This is a genomic window from Duganella sp. GW821-FHT07G03 (assembly GCF_059418605.1).
This window is the reverse complement of sequence record NZ_JBWKQE010000030.1, coordinates 42167-61170: the sequence shown is the minus strand read 5'-3', so window position 1 is coordinate 61170 and position 19004 is coordinate 42167. Positions and strand designations below refer to the sequence as shown.

At 63.9% G+C, this 19004-nt stretch carries 15 protein-coding genes; 7 read left to right on the top strand and 8 right to left on the bottom strand.

Annotated elements, in window-relative coordinates; translation table 11 throughout:
* Entirely contained in the window at positions 1-1455 is a 1455-nt protein-coding gene (locus AC07OK_RS27615; protein WP_494693267.1) for a DUF1800 domain-containing protein, read from the bottom strand.
* A gap of 166 nt (positions 1456-1621) precedes the next feature.
* Here AC07OK_RS27615 and AC07OK_RS27610 point away from each other — a divergent pair, with 166 nt between their 5' ends.
* Genes AC07OK_RS27610 through AC07OK_RS27590 form a run of 5 tightly spaced genes read left to right on the top strand, consistent with a single transcriptional unit; the run spans position 1622 to position 8567 of the window.
* On the top strand, positions 1622-2320 hold the full coding sequence (locus AC07OK_RS27610; RefSeq protein ID WP_494693266.1) for a CerR family C-terminal domain-containing protein: 699 nt from the start codon (positions 1622-1624) through the stop codon (positions 2318-2320).
* A gap of 17 nt (positions 2321-2337) precedes the next feature.
* Positions 2338-3777: an efflux transporter outer membrane subunit gene (locus AC07OK_RS27605; protein WP_494693287.1), complete on the top strand. Its 1440-nt coding sequence runs from the start codon at positions 2338-2340 to the stop codon at positions 3775-3777.
* 14 nt (positions 3778-3791) lie between these two features.
* Complete coding sequence (locus tag AC07OK_RS27600; RefSeq protein WP_494693265.1) at positions 3792-4949, top strand: efflux RND transporter periplasmic adaptor subunit; 1158 nt, start codon at positions 3792-3794, stop codon at positions 4947-4949.
* A 9-nt stretch (positions 4950-4958) separates the two neighbouring features.
* Positions 4959-8093, top strand: coding sequence for an efflux RND transporter permease subunit (locus AC07OK_RS27595; protein ID WP_494693264.1), 3135 nt, complete (start codon positions 4959-4961; stop codon positions 8091-8093).
* Between the two features lie 15 nt (positions 8094-8108).
* Entirely contained in the window at positions 8109-8567 is a 459-nt protein-coding gene (locus AC07OK_RS27590) for an AraC family transcriptional regulator (protein ID WP_494693263.1), read from the top strand.
* A gap of 184 nt (positions 8568-8751) precedes the next feature.
* Here the strand turns inward: AC07OK_RS27590 and AC07OK_RS27585 are convergent, their stop codons facing one another.
* The 4 genes from AC07OK_RS27585 to AC07OK_RS27570 form a co-directional block, all read right to left on the bottom strand.
* The gene (locus tag AC07OK_RS27585) at positions 8752-10131 is read right to left on the bottom strand and encodes an efflux transporter outer membrane subunit (RefSeq protein ID WP_494693262.1); all 1380 of its coding nucleotides are present in this window, start codon (positions 10129-10131) and stop codon (positions 8752-8754) included.
* Positions 10128-11327, bottom strand: coding sequence for an HlyD family secretion protein (locus AC07OK_RS27580; RefSeq protein WP_494693261.1), 1200 nt, complete (start codon positions 11325-11327; stop codon positions 10128-10130). Before AC07OK_RS27580 ends, AC07OK_RS27585 begins: the two co-directional genes overlap by 4 nt.
* Before the next feature lie 5 nt (positions 11328-11332).
* A complete protein-coding gene (locus AC07OK_RS27575) occupies positions 11333-13006 on the bottom strand; it encodes an MFS transporter (RefSeq protein ID WP_494693260.1) in 1674 nt (557 codons plus the stop codon).
* 145 nt (positions 13007-13151) lie between these two features.
* Positions 13152-13526 carry a hypothetical protein gene (locus tag AC07OK_RS27570; RefSeq protein WP_494693259.1) on the bottom strand — a complete coding sequence of 125 codons (375 nt, stop codon included), beginning with the start codon at positions 13524-13526 and terminating at the stop codon, positions 13152-13154.
* 177 nt (positions 13527-13703) lie between these two features.
* Here AC07OK_RS27570 and AC07OK_RS27565 point away from each other — a divergent pair, with 177 nt between their 5' ends.
* Positions 13704-14468, top strand: coding sequence for a hypothetical protein (locus AC07OK_RS27565; RefSeq protein ID WP_494693258.1), 765 nt, complete (start codon positions 13704-13706; stop codon positions 14466-14468).
* A 60-nt stretch (positions 14469-14528) separates the two neighbouring features.
* Positions 14529-15323: a substrate-binding periplasmic protein gene (locus AC07OK_RS27560; protein WP_494693257.1), complete on the top strand. Its 795-nt coding sequence runs from the start codon at positions 14529-14531 to the stop codon at positions 15321-15323.
* A 587-nt stretch (positions 15324-15910) separates the two neighbouring features.
* Here the strand turns inward: AC07OK_RS27560 and AC07OK_RS27555 are convergent.
* The 3 genes from AC07OK_RS27555 to AC07OK_RS27545 all read right to left on the bottom strand — a co-directional run bounded on the left by AC07OK_RS27555 (position 15911) and on the right by AC07OK_RS27545 (position 18899).
* Positions 15911-16192, bottom strand: a complete 282-nt coding sequence (locus AC07OK_RS27555; RefSeq protein ID WP_494693256.1) for a hypothetical protein — start codon at positions 16190-16192, stop codon at positions 15911-15913.
* Between the two features lie 133 nt (positions 16193-16325).
* Positions 16326-18161: a transglutaminase domain-containing protein gene (locus AC07OK_RS27550; RefSeq protein ID WP_494693255.1), complete on the bottom strand. Its 1836-nt coding sequence runs from the start codon at positions 18159-18161 to the stop codon at positions 16326-16328.
* A 111-nt stretch (positions 18162-18272) separates the two neighbouring features.
* Positions 18273-18899 (bottom strand): hypothetical protein, encoded by a 627-nt coding sequence (locus AC07OK_RS27545; protein ID WP_494693254.1) that lies wholly within the window; start codon positions 18897-18899, stop codon positions 18273-18275.
* Positions 18900-19004 lie beyond the last annotated feature (105 nt).

The following is a 19004-nucleotide window of genomic DNA, read 5'->3' as shown; positions in this document are numbered from 1 at the left end:
TTAGCGCTGCATGAAATCGGGACTGCCCAGCAGCATGGCCGCACGCAGCGGCGGCGGACTGCCGGCGATCGCGCCCTGCGTCTTGGCCGAGATCGCCCCGGCCAGCGTCGCCTGCAAGGCCTGCACGTCCAGCGCCGGCGCCAGCTGGGTTGCGAAGGCGATGCGGCGGCTCAGCGCATCGGGATTGAGCCAGGCATCCTGCGTGTTCTTGTAGCCGTCCGGCGTCTGGCAACCGTACAGCGGCATGCCGAGGCGGGTCAGCACGCCCAGGGTCTGCTTGATGTCCGACGGCGCCGTGTCGCTGGCGCGCACCGCCGAGATCACGTATTGATACGGCGTCTTGAACTTCGCGCCCACCGCTTCCGGCGCCATGAACTCGGCGCTGCCGAACAGGGTGCGCAGCACGCTGCGGATGTCGCCCTTGCTGTCGATGTAGCTCTTGGCCATGCGCTCCACCAGCGCCGGCGGCGGCTGGTCCTGCACGAAGTACTGCGCCAGCTGGAAGCTCAGGTGATGCGCGGTGGCCGGCAGCATCGCCAGCACGTCCAGCGCGTACTCGCCCTCCTCCTGCCCGCCGGCCTTGACGCGGCGGCCCAGCCAGAGCTTGTCGTCGCGGTCGTGGCGCGCGGCGTCGAAGCTGAAGCTGCGGTTGCGCGCGACCAGCTCGCGATTGTCGTAGGTCCAGCCGGTCAGCATGCGCGCCAGTTCGGTCACGTCCTTCTGCGTGTAGCCGCTGTCGACGCCCATGGTGTGCAGCTCCATCAGCTCGCGCGCATAGTTTTCATTCAGGCCGCTGCTCTTGGCCTTCTGGCCGCCCTGCTTTTTCCCGCGAGGGATGTAGCCGTTGGCGGTCGAGACCCAGTTATCCAGGTAGTACAACATGGCCGGGTGGTGCGCGGTGGCGCCGAGCAGGTCGCGGAAGTTCCCGAGCGCGTAAGGGCGGATCGCGTCGCGCTCGTAGCTGGCGATCAGCGCGCGGTCGACGCCCTTGCCGGCGAAGACGTTGAAGTGGTTGAACCAGAAATCGACCATCACCTCTTCCAGCTGGTTCGGGCTGTCGACCGCGCGGGCGATGCGCGCCTCCGCCGTCTGCTGCGCGATGGCCGTGACCACCTCGCGGCGCCTGGCCTTGTCGCCGTCCGACTCGTCCTTCGCCATCGCGCGCACTTCCAGGAAGCGGCGCATCACCACGCCGGCCGGTTGCTGCACCGCGTCCAGGCCGGCCAGGCGCGCGCTCAATACCGGCGGCAGCGGCGCGCCGGCGCTCAGCTGCGTATCGATGTAGCGCTGCACGCCCATCTGTCTCACCCGCTCGATGTCGCCCGGTTTGGGGCCGTAGCCGATGCGGTTCAGCACATGGGCTGCGGCCTGCTCCGGCGTCAGCGACTCGGCCGCCATGACGGAAGCGGCGGCGGAGGCCACGGCGGCCACGGCGATCCAACGGTAGAAGTTCATGGCGGTGCTCCTGTCGAAAAATATATTGACGTTATAACGCAATATTGCCGCGCCTTAAACGACTGCCATGTATCGGTTGTAAGCGGAGGTTAGCATTCGTTCACAAATAAATTAAACAACTGATTTAGTTATATCAATCGTTTAAATTATGTGATGTAATGCCGCCATGAACGCCAAACCCACTTCCATCGATACCAACCAGCCAGCCGACGACGGCCGCAAGCCACGTTCGGACGGCGAGCAATCGCGCGAGCGGCTGCTGCACGCGGCCATGCGCCTGTTCGCCGCGCAGGGCTTTTCCAAAACCTCGACCCGCGAGATCGCCCAGGCGGCCAGCGCCAACGTCGCCGCGATCAGCTACTACTTCGGCGACAAGGCGGGGCTGTACCAGGCCTGCTTCAGCTTCATGTGCCAACCGGAACCGGACAATATCGCGCTGTTCGCCCAGCCGCACTTCACGCTGCGGCAAACGCTGGAAGGCTACTACCGGCAGATGCTGGCGCCGCTGCTGGCGGGCGAGGATGCGCAACTGTTCCTGCGTCTGTTTTACCGCGAGATGCTGGAACCGACCGGGCTGTGGCAACAGGAAATCGACAACAACATCAAGCCGGAGCATCTGGCGCTGGTCGGCGCGTTAAGCCGTCACCTGGGCCTGGAGCAGCCCACCGACGACGTGCACCGCCTGGCCTATGCCCTGGCCGGCATGGCCGTGCAGATCATGGTCGGACGCGACATCATCGCCGCGATCACCCCGCATCTGCTGGCCACGCCGGAAGCGATAGACACCTGGGGGCAGTACCTGGTCGGCTTTGCCGAAGCCATGGTGCTCGCCGAGAAATCCAAACTTAAAAAGGGAAAAGCATGACGATATTCTTACGGGCGATGGCACTGGCCGTCGTCGCGTCGCTCAGCGCCTGCGCCACGCAGGCGCCCGCGCCGCACGTGGCCGCGCAGGCGCCGCAACAATGGCAGGCGCCCTTGCCGACGCAACTACCGCACAACGGCAGCCAGGCCGACCTGGCCAGCTGGTGGAGCCGCCAGGCCGACGCCCTGCTGGTCCAGCTGATCGAATCTGCGCAAGCGGTCAGCCCGACCATCGCCACGGCCGGCTCGCGCATCGCGCAATCGCGCGCCGAGCGCGTGGCGGCGGGCGCCGCGCTGGCGCCGTCGCTGGACGCATCGGTCAGCGCCAGCCGCTCCAACCAGCAATCGTCGCTGCCGACGGGGACCACCTCGCAGGCGGCCTTGCAGGCCTCGTGGGAGATCGATCTGTTCGGCGGCAACCGCGCCGCGCGCGACGCGGCGCAAGCGCGCCTGGACAGCGCCCACGCCGGCTGGCATGACGCCCGCGTCTCGGTGGCGGCCGAAGTGGCCAACCAATACTACGGCCTGCGCGCCTGCGAGCAGCTGCTGGCCGTGGCCAGGCAGGATGCGGCATCGCGCAGCGACACCGCGCGCCTGACGGAGCTCAGCGCCAAGGCGGGCTTCCAGTCGCCGGCCGGCCTGGCGCTGGCGCGCGCCAGCGCGGCCGACGGCAACAACCGCTACCTCACCCAGCGCGCCGCCTGCGACGTCAACCTCAAGGCGCTGGTGGCGCTGACCGCCATCGCCGAACCTGAGCTGCGCGGCAAGCTGGCCGCCGCGCCTTTCCCCGCACCCTCGGCAGCCGCAGGCGCCGCCGCCAGCGCGCCATCGATCGCCATCGCCGCACTGCCGGCGCGCACGCTGAGCCAGCGGCCCGACGTCTTCACCGCCGAACGCGAAGTGACCGCCGCCAGCGCCGATGTCGGCTCCGCGCGGGCGCAGCGTTATCCGCGCCTGGCCTTGTCCGGCTCCATCGGCTACGGCAACTTCCGCGCCGGTGGCGTCAACACCGGCACCGACACCTGGACCATCGGCCCGGTCTCGGTGTCGCTGCCGATCTTCGACGCCGGCAAGCGTCGCGCCAACGTCGACGCGGCCAGCGCCCGCTACGACGCCGCCGTCTCCAGCTACCGCGCCACCGTGCGCCAGGCCGTGAGCGAAGTGGAACAGGCGCTGGTCAACCTGGACGCCACCGGCGAACGCGCCGCCGACGCGCAGGCCGCGCTGCAAGGCTACCGCGTCAACTTCACCGCCGTGGAAGACCGCTACAAGAACGGGCTGGCCAGCCTGTTCGAACTGGAAGACGCGCGCCGCACCCGCCTGGCCGCCGAACAAACCGTCATCAACCTGCAGCGCGAGCGCAGCGCCGCCTGGGTAGCGCTGTACCGCGCCGCCGGCGGCGGCTGGACCGCCCCGACCGACGGTGCCCCCGCCGTCGCCAGCGCCAGCGCCAACTAACAACAGGACCGATCATGAAAAACCTGAAAACCAATCTGAAGCCTGTCGCCTACGCACTGCTGGCCGTATTCGTCATCGGCGGCGCCGGCATGGCGTTCTACCCGTCCGCCACCCAGGCCGCCGACGACAAGAAAGCGGAAACCGCCAAGCCGGCGCTGACCGTCACCACCACCAAACCGTCGGCCGCGCGCCTGCCGATCAAGCTGGCCGCCAACGGCAACGTCGCCGCCTGGCAGGAAGCGAGCGTCAGCAGCGAATCGAACGGCTTGCGCCTGACCGAAGTGCGCGTCAACGTCGGCGACGTGGTCAAGGCCGGCGACGTGCTGGCCGTGTTCTCGGCCGATACCGTCAACGCCGACGTGGCGCAGGCCAAGGCCGCCGTGCAGGAAGCCGAAGCCAACGCCGCCGACGCCGTCGCCAACGCGGCCCGCGCGCGCACGCTGCAAAACACCGGCGCCCTGAGCGCGCAGCAGATCAGCCAGTACACCACGGCCGAACAAACCGCCAACGCCCGCATCGCCTCGGCCAAGGCGGCGCTGGCCAGCCAGCAGCTGCGCCTCAAATACACCAGGGTGGTGGCGCCGGACAGCGGAGTGATCTCCGCACGCACTGCCACCGTGGGCGCGGTCTCCGGCCCCGGCACGGAACTGTTCCGCATGATCCGCCAGGGCCGCCTGGAATGGCGCGCCGAAGTGGTGGCATCCGACCTGCGCAACCTGAAGACCGGCACCGGCGCCGTCGTCCGCGCCGCCAACGGCAGCGAAGTGACCGGCAAGGTGCGCATGATCGCGCCGACCGTCGATGCGCAGACTCGCTCCGCGCTGGTCTACGTCGACCTGCCGTCCAGCGCCGCCTCCAAGGACGCGCCGTTCAAGGCCGGCATGTTCGCCAACGGCCAGTTCGAACTGGGCACCTCGGACGCGATAACGGTGCCGCAGCAAGCGATCGTCGTGCGCGACGGTTTCAGCTTCGTGTTCCGCCTCAACGCCGACCAGCATGTCAGCCAGATCAAGGTGCAGCCGGGCCGCCGCCTGGGCGACCGCATCGAAGTGCTGGGCGGCCTGACCGCCGACACGCAGGTGGTGGTGCGCGGCGCCGGCTTCCTGAACGACGGCGACCTGGTACACAACGTCGCCGAGACCGCGCCGGCCGCCAAGCTGGCCGCGAAGTAAGGACACGCCATGAATTTTTCCTCCCTATCGATCAAGAACCCGATCCCCGCGATCATGCTGTTCGCATTGCTGACGCTGGCCGGCATGATGGCCTTCAAGGCCAATCCGGTACAGGATTTCCCGGACATCGAACTGCCCATCGTGACCGTCACCGCCACCTTGGACGGCAGCGCGCCGGCCCAGCTGGAAACCGAAGTGGCGCGCAAGATCGAGGACTCGGTCGCCACGCTGCAGGGCATCAAGAACATCTACACCACGGTGCTGGACGGCGTCTCCACCACCACCGTCGAATTCATTCTTGAAAAGCCGATCGCCGACGCCGTCAACGAGGTGCGCGACGCGGTGGCCCGCGTCAAGGCCGACATGCCGGCCGAGCTGCGCGATCCGACCGTGACCAAGGCCTCCACCGCCGGCCGCGTGATCATGACCTTCACCGCCGCCGCAGCCAAAACGTCCGGCGAGAAGATGGACAAGCAGGAACTGAGCTGGTTCGTCGACAACACCGTCTCCAAGCGTCTGCTGGCGGTGCCCGGCGTGGGCGCGGTCAAGCGCGTGGGCGGCGTCAAGCGCGAGATCCGCGTGGAACTGGACGATGCCCGCATGGCCGCCCTGCGCGTCTCCGCGCTGGACGTCTCGCGCCAACTGCGCCTGGTGCAGAAGGAAGCGCCGGGCGGACGCGGTGATGTCAGCGGCGCCGAGCAATCGGTGCGCACCATCGCCACCGTGCAAAGCGCGGCCGCGCTGGCCGCCATCGAACTGCCGCTGACCGACGGCCGCCGCGTGCGCCTCGACCAGGTGGCCACCGTGACCGACACCGTCTCCGAACCGCGCGCCATCGCCCTGCAGGACGGCGTGCCGGTGATCGGCTTTGAAATCTTCCGCACCAAGGGCGCCAGCGAACTGGCCGTCGCCAAGGGAGCGCGCGCCGCCGTCGCGGAACTGGCCAAGAACAATCCGCGCGTCGAACTGAAAGCGGTGATCGACAACGCCTTCCCGGTCGAAGAAAACTTCACCGGCTCGATGGAGCTGCTGTACGAAGGCGCCATCCTGGCCGTGCTGGTGGTGTGGTGGTTCCTGCGCGACTGGCGCGCCACCTTGGTGGCCGCCGCCGCGCTGCCGCTGTCGGTGATGCCGGCCTTCCTCGGCCTGTACCTGTTCGGCTACACGCTCAACACCGTCACGCTGCTGTCGATGGCGCTGGTGGTGGGCGTGCTGGTGGACGACGCCATCGTGGAAATCGAAAACATCGCGCGCCACCTGCGCATGGGTAAAACCCCGATGGAAGCGGCGATGGAAGCGGCCGACGAAATCGGCATGGCGGTGATCGCCACCACCTTCGCGCTGGTCGCCGTGTTCCTGCCGACCGCCTTCATGGGCGGCGTGCCCGGCCTGTTCTTCAAGCAGTTCGGCTGGACCGCCGTGGTGGCGGTGCTGGCGTCGCTGGTGGTGGCCCGTCTGCTGACGCCGATGATGGCAGCCTACATCCTCAAGCCGGTCGCGCACGCGGAAGAAAAAGATGGCTGGATCATGACGCGCTATATCCGCGTGATGCGCTGGTGCCTGACGCACCGCCTGGTGACGGGGCTCGCCTCGGCCGCCTTCTTCGCCGGCTCGATCATGCTGGTGGGCCTGCTGCCGACCGGCTTCGTGCCGGCCGCCGACCGCGCGCAAACCCAGATCAACCTGGAACTGCCGCCCGGCTCCACGCTGGCCGAAACCGGCGTGGTCGCCGAACGCGCCCGCAAGGCCGCGATGGAGGTCAAAGGCATCAAGGCGGTCTTCAGCTCCATCGGCGGCGGCTCCAGCGGCGACGCCTTCGCGCCCGGCACCGCGGCCGAAGCGCGCAACGCCGTGCTGACGCTGACCACCGCGCACCGCAACGACCGCAAGGAATCGATGGCCGACCTGGAAGGCGAGATCCGCCAGAAGCTCAACGCCATTCCCGGCGCCCGCTTCAAAGTCGGCCCGCCGGACAACGGCGTCAAGATGCAGCTGGTGCTGCGCAGCGAAGACCCGGTGGCGCTGAAAGAGACGGCGCAAAAAGTGGAGCGCGAAATGCGCACGCTCAAAGGCGTCGGCAACGTGCGCTCCAGCGCCTCGCTGGTGCGTCCGGAGATCATCGTCACGCCGGACTTCGCCAAGGCCGCCGACCTGGGCGTGACCGCCGCGTCCATCGGCCAGACCGTGCGCGTGGCCACCGCCGGCGACTACGACACCGACCTGACCAAGATGAACCTGCCGGAACGCCAGGTGCCGATCCGCGTCAAGCTGCCGGACGCCGTGCGCGCCGACCTGGAAGCCATCGGCCGCCTGACGGTGCCGGGCAAAAACGGCCCGGTCTTGCTGGCCACCGTCGCCACCATCACGATGGAAAGCGGCCCGGCGCAGATCAATCGCCTCAACCGCAGCCGCAACGTCACGCTGGAAGTGGAGCTGGGCAAGCGCTCGCTGGGCGAAGTGAACACCGAAGCGCGCGCGCTGCCGACCATGATGAACCTGCCGCCGTCGGTGAAGATCGCGGAACTGGGCGACACCCAGGAGATGGCCTCGCTGTTCGCCAGCTTCGGCATCGCCATGCTGATCGGCGTGTTGTGCATCTACTGCGTGCTGGTGCTGCTGTTCAAGGACTTCATGCAGCCGATGACGATCCTGGCGGCGCTGCCGCTGTCGATCGGCGGCGCCTTCGTGGCGCTGCTGGTCACCGGCCGCGCGCTGTCGATGCCGTCGATGATAGGCCTGATCATGCTGATGGGGATCGTTACGAAGAACTCAATCTTGTTGGTTGATTATGCTATTCTGGCGCGTCAGGAAGGCATGAGCCGTTTCGATGCGCTGGTCGACGCTTGCCACAAGCGTAGCCGCCCGATTCTGATGACCACCATCGCGATGGGCGCCGGCATGATGCCGCTGGCGCTGGGCTGGGGTGCCGATCCGAGCTTCCGTTCGCCGATGGCGATCACGGTGATCGGTGGCCTGATCACGTCGACGTTACTGAGCCTGCTGGTGGTGCCGGCCGTGTTCACCTACATCGACGACCTGGAACACCTGCTGCAACGCCTGATGGGCAAAGTACGCCGCACGCCGGCGCCTGCCCCCGAAGAAACCGCGCCGCCACTGCGCAAGATCGCCGGCGGCGGCCACTAGCAAGAGGAGATCATCATGGAATACGAAATCAAGGAATTACCGGCGGTGCGCGTCGCCTACCTGCGCTACAAGGGCCCGTTCGGCGCGCCGATCGGCGAGTTCTGGAAGGAAGTGTTCACGCCGTGGCAGAAGGCCTTCGGGCTGGTGAACAAAGTCACCTACGGCGTGGCGCAGGACGATCCCAGCACCACGCCGCCGGAGCAGTGCCGCTACGACGCCTGCGTCGAAGTGTCGGCCGACTATCCGGTCAAGGAGCCGGCCAAGGAGGCGACCATCCCAGCAGGCCGTTATGCCGTCGCCAAGTTCAAGGGCAGCGGCGACCAGGTGCCTGCGGCCTGGGGCGAGTTCTTCGGCCAGCTGCAGGCCGAGGGCAAGGTCGATGCCGGCCCGTGCTTCGAGCGCTATCCGGCCGACTATGCGATGGACCCGGCCACCGGCGTGTTCGAAGCGGAGCTGTGCATCCAGGTCAAGTAAACGCTTGAGGGTATGTACATGGGGTGCGCCACCCCGCTCCTTGTGGCAAAACCCCGATTTTCTCTTCGATTTTCCCCGATTTTTCCAAGCATTGAACTATTTCCGAATTTGCCGGTCTAAATCTGGGAAAGCCGAAGAAAATAGAGGAGAAAATCGAATGAATACCACAATCACCGTGCAGGTGCTAGGGTGCCATCCAGCCGCCGCCCATGGCGCGGTACAAGTCCACCGACGCCACCAGCATGCGCGTCTTTAGCTGCAGGCGGCCGACGTCGGCGTTGTACAGCGTGCGCTGGGCGTCCAGCTCCTCCAGATACGAGGCGTAGCCGTTGCGATAGCGGTTGTGCGCAATGCGCAGCGTTTCTGCCGCCGTGGCGCGCCGCGCGTCGTTCTGCACCGCCTGTTCCTTCAGGCGCGCCAGCGCACCGAGGCTGTTGTCGGTTTCGGCAAAGGCGGTGCGCACCGCATTTTCATACGCATAGACCGATTGATCGCGCTGCGCCGCCACGGCGTCGGTCTGGTGCTGCACGCGGTCGCCCTCGAACACCGGCGCGGCGACAGCGCCCGTCAGTCGCCACAGCGCGGTTGGCGCGTTGATGAAATCGTGCCACTTCAAATTCTGCACCCCGCCCACCATCGTCAGCTTGAACGACGGCAGCAGCTGGTCGCGCGTGGCGGCCAGGTTGGCGTTGACCGCCACCAGATTGAATTCGGCGCGGGCGATGTCCGGCCGCCGCCGCAGCAGTTCGGACGGCAGCCCCGCCGGCACCGCCGGCGCCGACAGCTGCACCAGCTCCAGCCCGCGCGCGACCGGGCCGGGATTGCCGCCGGTCAGAATGGACAGCGCGTTTTCCTGTTCGAAGATGGAGCGCTTGAGCTGCGGAACCTGCTCGGCGGTGGTCTGGTATTCGGCCTGCGCCTGCAGCCACTCCAGCCGCGAGCTGTAGCCGACGTCGAACTGGCGCTTGGCCAGGTCGCGCGATTCCTCGCGCAGCTTCAGCGTGGCTTCGGTCAGCGCCAGTTGCGCGTCCAGTCCGCGCAAGTTCAAGTAGCCCGACGCCACGGTGGCGGCGATCGACAGCGCTGCGGCATCGGCGTTGGCCTGCTCCGCCTGATAGGTGGCGGAGGCGGCGTCGGTCAGCGCGGCCAGGCGGCCCCACACGTCGACTTCATAACTGGCCTGGAACTCGGCCTGGTAAACGTTGGTGACATACGGCACGCCGTTGTAGGCCAACTGGCGCGTGCGGGTCGGCGCGCTGTCGACAAAGACGTTGGCCTTCTGCCCGGCGGCGGCCACGCCCACCAGCGCGCGGTACTGCGCCACGCGGGCGCGCGCGATGCGCAGGTCGCCGTTGTGTTCCAGCGCAGCGGCCACCAGCGCGCTCAGGGCCGGATCGCCGAAGGCTTGCCACCATTGCGCTTCGACCGCCGCGCCCTGCGCAGTCCCGGCGGCGGTGCGCCAGGCGGCCGGCGTCTGCAAGGAAGACGCGGGCGCCGGCGGCGCCTTGGCCGCGCAGCCGGCCAGCGCCAGCAAGCACGCCGACGTCAGCACGCGCACTTTCATGGCTTGACTCCGGCGGTCTTGGCCGGCGCCGCGTTCGAATCGTTGAGCTCCGCCGAGGTGTCGATGCTGACCACCACCGACATCCCCGGCGCCAGCCGGCGCGCCTTGGCCTGGCCCGGATCGATGCGGATGCGCACCGGTATGCGCTGCGCGATCTTGACGTAATTGCCGGTCGCGTTATCGGCCGGCAGCACGCTGAACTCCGACCCGGTGGCCGGCGAAATCCGCTCCACCTGGCCCGTCAACAGCGCGCCGTCCAGCGCATCGACCTTGAAGGTGGCGCTCTGGCCGACCTGCACGCCGTTCATCTGCGTCTCCTTCAGGTTGGCGATCACCCACAGCTGGCGCGGCACCAATCCCATCAACTGCGCGCCGGTGTTGACGTAGGCGCCCTTGCGCACCGTGACTTGGCCCAGCTGGCCGTCTTCCGGCGCAGTGATGCGGGTGTTGTCCAGGTCCACCTTGGCCGCCTTCAGCGCCGCCGACGCATTCGCCACCGCCGCCTCCAGCGACAGCTTGTTCACCACCACCGTCTGCACCTGCTGTTTCGCGATCTCCAGGCTGGCGCGCGCCTGCGCCACCGCCGCCGTGGTCTGCACCTTGGCGGCCTTGGAGGAATCCTGCTCGCGCAAGGACAGCGAGCCGTCGGCCGCCAGCGAATTCACCCGGCTCAGATCCGCCACCGCCTTGGCGGCCTGCGCCTCCGCGTTGGCGACCGTGGCAAGGTTCAGCGCCACGCCGGCTTCCGCCGTGCGGCGCGCCTGCTCCCAGTTGGCCAGCGCCGCCTTCTGCGCCGCCAGCTGCGCCTGCGCCTGCTCGTAGCGCTGCTGGTAGATGCGGTCGTCGATCAGCACCAGCAAGTCGCCCTGCTTCACCTGCTGGAAATCCTGCACCCGCACGTCGACCACGTAACCGGGCAGCTGGGTGCCGATCAGCGTGACCTGGCCGCGCACCAGCGCGTTCTCGGTGGCGACGATGGCGGTGCTGAACGGCGGCAGCCGCCACGCGTACAGCACGATCAGCACGCCGACCAGCGCCACGAACGAAAACGCGATCGCCGAAATGATCTGCGCGCGCCGGTCCGGCACCGGCGCGGTGGGCGCGGCGGCGGCAACGGCGGCCGCTGCAGCTGCCGCCGCCACCGCCGCGACGCGGGTCTCGGAGGAAGAGGAATTGTCGGGAGTAGTGTTAGCCATAGAGGTCAGCGCGATCCGGAATTATTGAGAGAGACATTGGCCAGGCCGGTCTGCGCGTTGTGCGCCGGGCTGCCCGGGCAAACCACGCACACCGACCACAGATGGCGGCCCAACATCCAGGCCAGTGTCAGCAGCGCCACCAGGGTGATCATCAGGAAGACATCGTTGTAGGCGAGGATGTTGGCCTCGCGCGTGGCCGCCGCGCCCAGCGCCGCCACGCCGGTGGCGCTGCGGGCGGCGGGATCGGCCAGCGCCGCGCCCACGCTGGCGCCGCCGCTCTGGATGCGCGCCGCCACCAGCGGATCGAGCAGGGTCAGATGCTCGACCAGTATGCTGGAGTGGAATTTCTCGCGCACCACCTGGAACGTGCCCACCACCGCAGAACCCAGCAGGCTGCCCAAGGTCTGCGTGATGCTGAACATGACCGAGAAGCTGACCAGGTTATTCGGCGCCGCGATCACGGCGCCGAAGCCCGAGACGAACGTCGGCCCGATGAAGAAGGCGCCGCCGAAGGCCAGCAGGAACTGGCTGACATACAGGTCGGCGGGCCGGGTCAGGTTGGTGGCGTCGGAATCCATGTAGGCGCCGGCCGCCATCACCGCCAGCGAGAACATCAGCTGCAGCGGGATGCGCGCCGGCGTGATGGTCAGCGCGCTGGCCACCAGCCCGGCCACGGTGCCGACCATGACGACGATCCACAGCATCTGCATCTGGTCGTTGTTCAGGCCCAGCGCCTGCAGGAAGCCCACGGTGCCGCTGGCCTCCGACTGCACCACGCGGATCAACAGCACCGACAAGGCCAGCCGCGCGATATTGCCGGTGCTGAGCCAGCGCGTGTTGATCAGCGGGCGCGCGCGGTTATGCTCGACCAGCAGCGCGGCGGCGATCAGCACGATGGCGCCGGCCAGGCATAGGCCCAGCCAGCGCGATTCGAACCACCACACCGTGCGGCCCAGCGCCAGCACCGCCGACAGCAAGGCCACGCCGGGCGCGAACAGGCCGAAGGTGAGGAAGTCCATTTTCTCGAAAGCCTTGACGCGGTCGCCCGGCGGCAGCTTGAGCGCCAGCACGCAGCCCAGCGACAGCAGGGCCAGTCCCAGCTCGAAGAAGTACAGGCCGCGCCATTCGCCGAACTCCATCAGCTCCGACGAAAACAACCGCGCCATCGGCAGCGCCAGTTGCGAGAAGCCGATGCCGAACACCACCGCCTTGAGCCGGTGCTGCGCCGGGAAGGCCTGCAAGGTGTAATACAGGCCGAGGGTGGTCAGCGCCGCGCCGCTCATGCCGTGCGCCGCCCGCACCGCGATGGCCGAGGCCAGGCCGTGCACGAACAGGTGGGCCACGGTGGCCAGCGCGTACAGCACCAGGAATAATTCGGTAAACAGACGCAGGCCGTACTGCTGGCGGAATTTGACCAGCAGCAGGTTCATCGACACGTTGGCCATCACGTAGGCGGCCGGCAGCCACTGGATCTCGGCCGAGTACACGCCCAGCGAACCTTGCAGGTAAGGCAGGTTGACCGACACCAGCGCATTGCCCAGGCCACCGGTGACGGCGACGATGAAGCCGATCACCAGGAAGGCCAGCCGGCGCTCGGCCGTGTGCAGCGGCGTCGACGGCGATCCCGGCAAGGTGGGACGCTCATGCGGAAGCCATACTTGTGGAGCGTACACGTCCATGCTCAGCTGATCCTGATTCTATTTTTGCGGGGCGTAAACTGCGTAATGACGAGCATATCACTATGCACGCCATTGTTGCGAATTTTACAGCTTGGCCAAAAGGGATAGGCTGGATGGGGAAGAGCCGGCCGGCGCCGGCCCCGTGTTACTTGGCGCCGCGCGAGCTCAGCAGCTTGGACAGGCCATAGCCGGCGGCGGCGGCCAGCAGGACCGACATGGCGGGATGGGCGCGCACCCGGCCACGGCCGGATTCGGCCAAGGCCTTGTAGCTCTCGCCGACTTGCTTGCCGCGCGCGACCAGGCGGCCGGAGGTGCTTTCCACCGTGTCTGCCACTTTGTTGACGCCATCGGCCACCTTGTCGACGCCGTTGTGGGCGCTGTTGGCCAGGCGGTCGGTGGTGGGCGGGACCTTGTCGGCGACCTTGTCGATGGCCGCGTGCGCATCGGCGCGCAGGTTGTTGCCGATCTGGGTGACGCCGTCGCGGGCGGTATTGATTTTGCTGTCGATGCTGTTTTCCATGATGCTTTCCTTTTTCGGGTGGACGTTGGAACTGCAAGGGCAACGATAGGCGCATTGCCGGGACTTAACCGTGCGGAAGCTAACAGAAAAGTAAACACCCCACTATGTGAACTGGCACACGGACGACGGCGCCTGAACGGAGCATGCTGGCAGATACACTCAGCTCAGGAGGGCGGCATGTTCCCCATCTCATCCGCAGCGCAAACGACGCCAGGCGGCGTCACCCCGCTGGCCGAAAGCGCCGCGGTGACAGGCCCGCCGGCCGGCCAGATCGCCGCCGCCGGCTCGGCCACCGAGGCGCCGGCCGCCTCCGTCACCGTCGACTTGTCGCCGGTGGCCAACTTCCTGCTGACGGTGTCGCAATCCCGGGAACAGCTGGCTCAACTGCAAGCAGCCATCGCCCGGAACGCGGCGCCGCCCGACAGCGCCACCACCCTGAACAACGCCACGCAAAACGTGGTGAACGCCTTCAACCAGCTGCCGACGGTCGACTTAAACCAAACCCTGCCGCAGGAGCCGTCGCTGCTCGCCAACCTGGTGCAAAGCCTGCAACAGCCGGCGGCGCCGGATCTGACCCCGATCGGCCTCAGCTTGCAGACGCCCGTCGGCCTGGCGCTCGACAATGGCGTGTTGCAGGCGGCCTTCGACAGCAACCAGCAGGCGACCACCCAGACCTTGCAAACCACGCTGGACAATTTCAACGAACTGGCGACCAGCTTTGTCCAGCAACTGAGCGCCGCCGCGCTGCAAGCCAACCGCCAGCTGAACGACCCGCTGCGCGCCAATCCGGCGCTGGCCGCCGCCATCGCCGCCTACCATATCAACGACACCGAGCTCGCCGGCGCCCACGGCCCGGCCACCCAAACGGCAGCCGGCGCGATACCGCGCGTACCGGCGGTGGAACCGACTGCCCGCACCCGCACGCTGGACAACGCGCCATAAACCCTGGGGCGGCACCCGGAAGCATGCAATAATCGGCCGATAGCCACTGCTCAACTGCCGATGAAACGATTGCCGATACCGGGTCTACTGCTCGCCGCCGCGCTGTCCTGCATGCCGCTCGCGCATGGCGCGCCGGCGCTGCCGGTGGTGCCGCTGCTGATCGGCGACACCCTCGACGAACAAGGCAGGCCGCGCCCCATGCCGGCAGTCAAACGCAAGGTGCTCGATGCGGTGGCCCAGGAACTGGGCGTCACGTTCGAGCCGCGCACCTATCCGTGGGCACGCGCCGAGCGCTACGCCATCGAAGGCGTCGGCCTGGTGTACGGCCTGCCGAAAACCGCCGACCGCCTGCGCGCCCTGCACTACTCCGACACCGCCAGCCACAACAGCCTGTGGCTGGTCACCCGCAGCGACGCCACCTTCCCCTTCAATCGTCTCGACGACCTGCGCGGCAAGACCGTCGGCACGGTGCGCGGCTACAGCTACGGCCTGGAATTCGACACGGCGCGCGGCAAGCTGTTTCGCACCGACGAAGACATTTCCTCGCGCGGCACGCGCCTCACGCGGCTGATGCTCAAGCGCGTGGACGTGGTGCTGCTGTTCCAGCCCGACGGCCTGACGGCGAAAGACCTGGAGGACAGCATCCGCAGCTTCATGGCCCCGCGCCTGACTGCCATCGGCGCCGCCGCCAACACCGGCTTCAGCGTGCTGCCCAGGCCCTTGAGCACCGATAGCGGCCAGTTTTTCGCCATCGCCCGCGCCAGGGACGACGGCATCATCGACCGCATCAACGCCGCGCTGGCGCGCATCCACAAGCGCGAGGAGGACGCCAGGCGCCTGCGTGGACCAAATTAAGGCCCGCTCTAATAACCCGGTTTTGACGACGTGAGGCGGCGCGCGGACCGATTGCCGAACTTCGGCGTCGCAACGGCCGAGCTGGCAATGTCAGGAAATGGCGAGGCAAGGAACAAACTGGGCGATCCAGGGGCGGTTCAGTTCAGAACGGTGCCAATCCACCTTCTCGCAGGAACACCAGCCGCTTCAAGTTGCAGCTTGCCGCCTTGAGCTGCAAGACGAAGGTGACACGGGCGATACCCATGTAGCGCTTGTCCACACCCGGCGCTTGAACCAGCGAGGCATCAACAATCTGGCCACAACGCCCCATGCAGCCATGCTGTTGTAATTGCTATTGGACTTGCTCGAATATATGGTTGCCCCACTCCAGCTTGGGCTATCAACACAGTCGGATACGGAGGACGACCGCCCTTGGCCTGCGATGGCCTCGCTGCGGTGGCGTCGATGCCGCCGACCAGCGCCGCGAATTCCGCATGTTTGGTCAAGCCGATCAGCGGGGTGCCGACCTTTGTACGCCGGCCTGCGCGTTCATGTTCGGCAAGTTCCTGGCGATTTAGTAACCCGATCAAAGCGGGTGGAAGTCAAGCTCAACCACCTTTTTTTGCATCCGATTTACTTATCAAATGCAGTATCAGGACGATAGCAATTGAGACAAATATGGAAGCGCAATGGTATTTACTATAGATAAAGACATTCTCGCTGACTTCGGTCAGTTTACCATGGTAGAAAAGAAAAAAATGTCCATTCTCCTCTCGTCCATTAAGGGCATCACCGCCAAAATAGGCCATACCACAAATCGCCGCCATGAAATTAAGGAAGGTGATATTTCCGGCAAATGTCCTGAGTTTTTCAAATTGCTTACTTGTCATATACCACAAATAAATATTTTCAGAAGTTAAAATAATTACATTACCAGGAAAATATCACCGATTGGATATCGGATAACAACCATTGCCTGGAAGGGGCCAGCATTTTCTCTCCAACCGCCGCTGAACATTCTTACTAGCGCATACGATAACGAATACCGAGGCCTAACTCCGTCGACATCATCGAGGAAAATTTCCGATAATCATCGTAGTCCTCACTGAAACAGACGGCCCGCGCCGTGCGATCCCGCAAACGTCTAACGACCTTGATCTTTCCGTTTTTTTCTTCGTAAGTTGATTCATAGTCGATGTTTTTTCCGTGATATTGAAGCCCCTGCGGAATGAATACCACATCTACATTAGGAGGGAATTCCACCAAGAATTTCTCTTCAATAAGCTTCGCACCACATAGAAATGGCGCCACACTATTTGGTGCAGAGAATTTCATCGCAAGATAAGCCAAGGAGTATTGATTCCTGAACGGTATATCCAGGAAGACTATGCCAGGCTCCGATAGCTTGAGGGCACCTTCGCCTTGGAATTGAAAGTGAGATTCAATTGTATCCCTATCCTTATCATCAGAAAATTCCAATGTTCCACCCGATGATTTCAGGCCGCCCCTTGCAAGATTACCCTTCACCGCGTCGGCGACTTGTGATGGCGATAGCGATTTCGCCAATCTACGCATATCGCCAACCAGCGAGCCACGCGCTTCAGCAACCACATCGCCATGCACATTCCCCTTGGCACTAAACACAAGAGTACTCGTTGTAATACTGGCGTTGGCCATTGTACCCAATGGCGCAGTTCCAAGTCTGCCCTCTTGGTTCAGCGACAAAACAGGTTTTCCAAGTTCATTCTCGGCGAGCGTTCCGAATGGCAACGAACCATGGGTGGAATCGAGATACACCTTGAGTGTTGGAACGAATAGTATCACATGATTGAATACTTGCTCGACCGCTATATCGGGCAGATTGAAATTATTATCCGTACTAATCAGCAAAGGAGTGCTATTGATACCAGCCGCCCGCAGCAGGGCCGCCAACAGCACTACATGATCTTTACAGTCCCCCTTACGCCTGGAGAGGACTTCTGAAGCATTTCGAGGAGTTAACCCATTGGCAAATATATCATCGTCATCATAAGATATATTACTGGAAACCCAGTTATAGATATTCTTAGCAACAAGGCGCTTATCCTTATTACGATCAAACGCAGTCTCGAAGAATTTTTTCAACCCTACATTAGCCGCAATGGCCACCTCAAACTCACGTCCCATTCCCCGTCCTATTTCAGCATAGTTATTGAACGAACTGATCATTAAATACGGAGAAGATGTCATTTCATCAATGCGTTCGGCTGTACGGGGAGATGCCTGGAAGTGTTTATATGTCAGGGTCACAATCCGCTCATTTTGCGTGATCGACTCTGATTGCGAGTCAAACCCCATCGCCTTCGTATGCAAACCCATAGATACCGGAATTCTTGCTTTAAGTTGACCGTCACCGATAATAACATATGGCTTAAAATAATAATTAATAGAAAACTTTCCATCCATCAATTTCGCATCGTGTCGTATTTCCAATTTATATGCAATTGAATCGCCGATTTCCAATGAAGGAATGGCGATATGCAAATACGACTTGGCCGCAGCGGTTTGCGCTGCTAGATTATTATCCTCAGCTATAGGTACTATGTACTTACTACCATTATTTTTCCTAACCTCGACATGGGTCATTTTCATATTCAATACATCAGCACGAAACGGCACAACCAGATCTTTCCATTTTCGCAACGCCGGTTCACTGTCAACCAAACCGACACGGTCAACCAATTCGACATAGGTTCCGTCATTTTTTAAAATTAGCTCGACATGTAGTTGCTGATTCCGAATTTCGTCATTGATTGGCTGTTGCGCGTACACAATACCGCACCAAAACAAGAAAATCATTTTAACAAGCAGAAATTTCATGAAATATTCTTTCGAAATCAATAAATACGGCCAAAGGAAAAGAGCGTCCTCCTTCCCTTCGAAACTTCCTGCGGTTTACCTAACGAATTTTAGGCAACAGATACCAATCAATCAACGGTGCCCGGTTCCAAAAATCGCATCATGCCCGTAGGAAGCGGCCTGATTGTAAATATTTCCAACCGCGTTAACACCTGCGTTTATGCCCGCACCAACCGCGTTGACACCTGCATTAAACACGTTCACCGGAGCACAAATAGCTGTTCCGAGCGGAACAGTGTAACTACCGCTGACGCCGGGGGTGCCTATGGTATAGGTGTTGGGCGAAGCCACGACAATACCTGGAGTGACCGGTGAGCCTGGTAAAGGTATATTGGCGCTAACTGCGGGCCCACTCAGGTATGCGGAACCGGTCTGATCCGCCGGGATATAGCCAAAGGTGGCACTAGCGCCGGCTGTGCCAGCAACACCAGAAACCAGCACGTCGCCGTTGGATGTCAAGGTCCCAGCAACACCAATTCCGGTTGCACCGAAAGTCGGTGCGGTAACCCCAACAGTGGTATAGGTTCCACCCGTCTTGGTACTATTGCTTGCATCCGGGTTTGAGCAATCCAGGGTGTATGCGTTTTGGTTACCGACCGTTCCGTCGCCATAGCCGCCGCTACCCAACTCATCGCCTGACGGCATAGAGTCCAAAACTTCATGCCCTGATGCTTTGTCAGAGAATCCTTCTTCATCCATATAAATCTCTCAATAATAAATTAGCCGATTTCCGGTCGGCTTAACCGGTCAACACATAGCCTGCGCTATACGTGGATTCTGCAGCGGTCAGATGGAGCATTGCCC

Excerpts from the sequence above, each read along its gene's own strand:
- AC07OK_RS27615 (WP_494693267.1), bottom strand. The coding sequence starts at position 1,455 with ATGAACTTCTACCGTTGGATCGCCGTGGCCGCCGTGGCCTCCGCCGCC.
- AC07OK_RS27610 (WP_494693266.1), top strand. The coding sequence starts at position 1,622 with ATGAACGCCAAACCCACTTCCATCGATACCAACCAGCCAGCCGACGAC.
- AC07OK_RS27605 (WP_494693287.1), top strand. The coding sequence starts at position 2,338 with ATGGCACTGGCCGTCGTCGCGTCGCTCAGCGCCTGCGCCACGCAGGCG.
- AC07OK_RS27600 (WP_494693265.1), top strand. The coding sequence starts at position 3,792 with ATGAAAAACCTGAAAACCAATCTGAAGCCTGTCGCCTACGCACTGCTG.
- AC07OK_RS27595 (WP_494693264.1), top strand. The coding sequence starts at position 4,959 with ATGAATTTTTCCTCCCTATCGATCAAGAACCCGATCCCCGCGATCATG.
- AC07OK_RS27590 (WP_494693263.1), top strand. The coding sequence starts at position 8,109 with ATGGAATACGAAATCAAGGAATTACCGGCGGTGCGCGTCGCCTACCTG.
- AC07OK_RS27585 (WP_494693262.1), bottom strand. The coding sequence starts at position 10,131 with ATGAAAGTGCGCGTGCTGACGTCGGCGTGCTTGCTGGCGCTGGCCGGC.
- AC07OK_RS27580 (WP_494693261.1), bottom strand. The coding sequence starts at position 11,327 with ATGGCTAACACTACTCCCGACAATTCCTCTTCCTCCGAGACCCGCGTC.
- AC07OK_RS27575 (WP_494693260.1), bottom strand. The coding sequence starts at position 13,006 with ATGGACGTGTACGCTCCACAAGTATGGCTTCCGCATGAGCGTCCCACC.
- AC07OK_RS27570 (WP_494693259.1), bottom strand. The coding sequence starts at position 13,526 with ATGGAAAACAGCATCGACAGCAAAATCAATACCGCCCGCGACGGCGTC.
- AC07OK_RS27565 (WP_494693258.1), top strand. The coding sequence starts at position 13,704 with ATGTTCCCCATCTCATCCGCAGCGCAAACGACGCCAGGCGGCGTCACC.
- AC07OK_RS27560 (WP_494693257.1), top strand. The coding sequence starts at position 14,529 with ATGAAACGATTGCCGATACCGGGTCTACTGCTCGCCGCCGCGCTGTCC.
- AC07OK_RS27555 (WP_494693256.1), bottom strand. The coding sequence starts at position 16,192 with ATGACAAGTAAGCAATTTGAAAAACTCAGGACATTTGCCGGAAATATC.
- AC07OK_RS27550 (WP_494693255.1), bottom strand. The coding sequence starts at position 18,161 with ATGAAATTTCTGCTTGTTAAAATGATTTTCTTGTTTTGGTGCGGTATT.
- AC07OK_RS27545 (WP_494693254.1), bottom strand. The coding sequence starts at position 18,899 with ATGGATGAAGAAGGATTCTCTGACAAAGCATCAGGGCATGAAGTTTTG.